Source organism: Okeania sp. SIO1H4 (assembly GCF_010672695.1).
Taxonomy (GTDB): Bacteria; Cyanobacteriota; Cyanobacteriia; order Cyanobacteriales; family Microcoleaceae; genus Okeania; species Okeania hirsuta.
Genome location: NZ_JAAHGB010000174.1, coordinates 1 through 1,441, shown reverse-complemented (window position 1 = coordinate 1,441; position 1,441 = coordinate 1). Strand labels below are relative to the sequence as shown.

The 1,441-nt window shown below is 29.6% G+C and carries 2 protein-coding genes; both read right to left on the bottom strand.

Annotated elements, in window-relative coordinates:
- Positions 1-113 precede the first annotated feature (113 nt).
- The gene (locus F6K06_RS33490; RefSeq protein WP_124154900.1) at positions 114-311 is read right to left on the bottom strand and encodes a hypothetical protein; all 198 of its coding nucleotides are present in this window, start codon (positions 309-311) and stop codon (positions 114-116) included.
- 40 nt (positions 312-351) lie between these two features.
- Entirely contained in the window at positions 352-1,119 is a 768-nt protein-coding gene (locus F6K06_RS33485; protein WP_240038842.1) for an IS4 family transposase, read from the bottom strand.
- Positions 1,120-1,441 lie beyond the last annotated feature (322 nt).

The window sequence follows — 1,441 nt, the reverse complement described above, 5'->3', positions numbered from 1 at the left end:
TGTGGTGCGATCGCACCACACCCCCCATCGGCGTTGAACAATAGTTCAAGTTGCCCTCTAAATCAGATGATCACTCATACTCACTTTTATTAATTTTAGTTGCTCAGAAATAATTAAATATTAAGTAGTTTATTCATGGCTTTAATTCCATTTATGTAACATGGTAATTTATGACGATTAAACTTCATTAAATCTTCTACTAATTTCCCGATAATTTCATCATTTACAATCCAATTAACAGGCTTATAATCCGAGAAAAAAATTACTGTGTCTTCTGTACTTTCTTCTTTTTTCATTGATTCTTGATACATATTTTTGAAGACCTTTCTTCTTGATTTTTTGTCCTTGAAATCAATTGATTGTGTATGAAATAGCTATTAATAAAATTAGATTGTTCAGTCTAGTTTGATTGGCCTTGGCTGCTTCTAGGTGATCACCACCACTTTTATAATCCTTAAACATTGCTTCAATTCCCATTCTCTGGCTATATACTTTTTTGACTTTCTCAATCGATGATAAATTTGTCAAAATATACCATTTTTCTGAAACATAGTTGTCGAGATATTTCTGTTTTTTATATACAAGTAAGTTATATATTCCTACCTTCTTGATTTTAGTAATTTTTTGATTTAATAATAGTTGAGCTGTACCAACTTTGACCTTTAATTCTGAGATTTGACAATATTTTTTCCCTCCTTTAATTGAGGTAGATTTTCGCTGCCTTAAGACAAAGTAAACCTGATTTTTATGAGATTTTTTTAACCAATGGGATAGAAATATACTGTGGAATTCTCTATCTGCTGTGATGATAATTTTATACCTTTTTAATAATCTTAACACAGGACGAATTACTGCCTGCTGTTCTATTAAATTACTAGCCCCTTTATGATCTAAAATCTTCCAATATATGGGTAATGCTCTATTTTTACAGGCCACACTAATCATTAATATATTAGTATTTTGCCATTGAGTTCTATCTATAATTAATATTAATTCAGAAGTCAAACTAAATACTTTCTCTACCATAATTCTTACCAAAGGAAACCAAAATATAGGTAAACTTAATTCCTTGAGGGTTAAAAATCTTTGTATATGTTTGCGCTTACTTTCTGATTGGATTGGCAGAGGAAATAAGCTTGTTAATTTTGATATTTGTACAGTTTTATATACTGATATTAAGTATCATAATATTTGTAATGTTGCTACTTGAGATGGACTCAATTTTTTCTCAATCTGATCTTGATAAAAACCTAATATATTCACTTTTTATTCATTTTTACTTGTAATTAGCAATCCTTTTTGATCATAATTATTTCAAAAATTGCTTTAATGAATAAATAATCAACCTACTGTGTGGGGTGTGGTGCGATCGCACCACACCTCCATCTATTCTCAATAATGCTTCTCTTTTAGTTGAAGTATTATTCAGCTTATTCGATGA

Coding starts and splice junctions, on each gene's coding strand:
- F6K06_RS33490 (WP_124154900.1), bottom strand. CDS start 311: ATGTATCAAGAATCAATGAAAAAAGAAGAAAGTACAGAAGACACAGTA.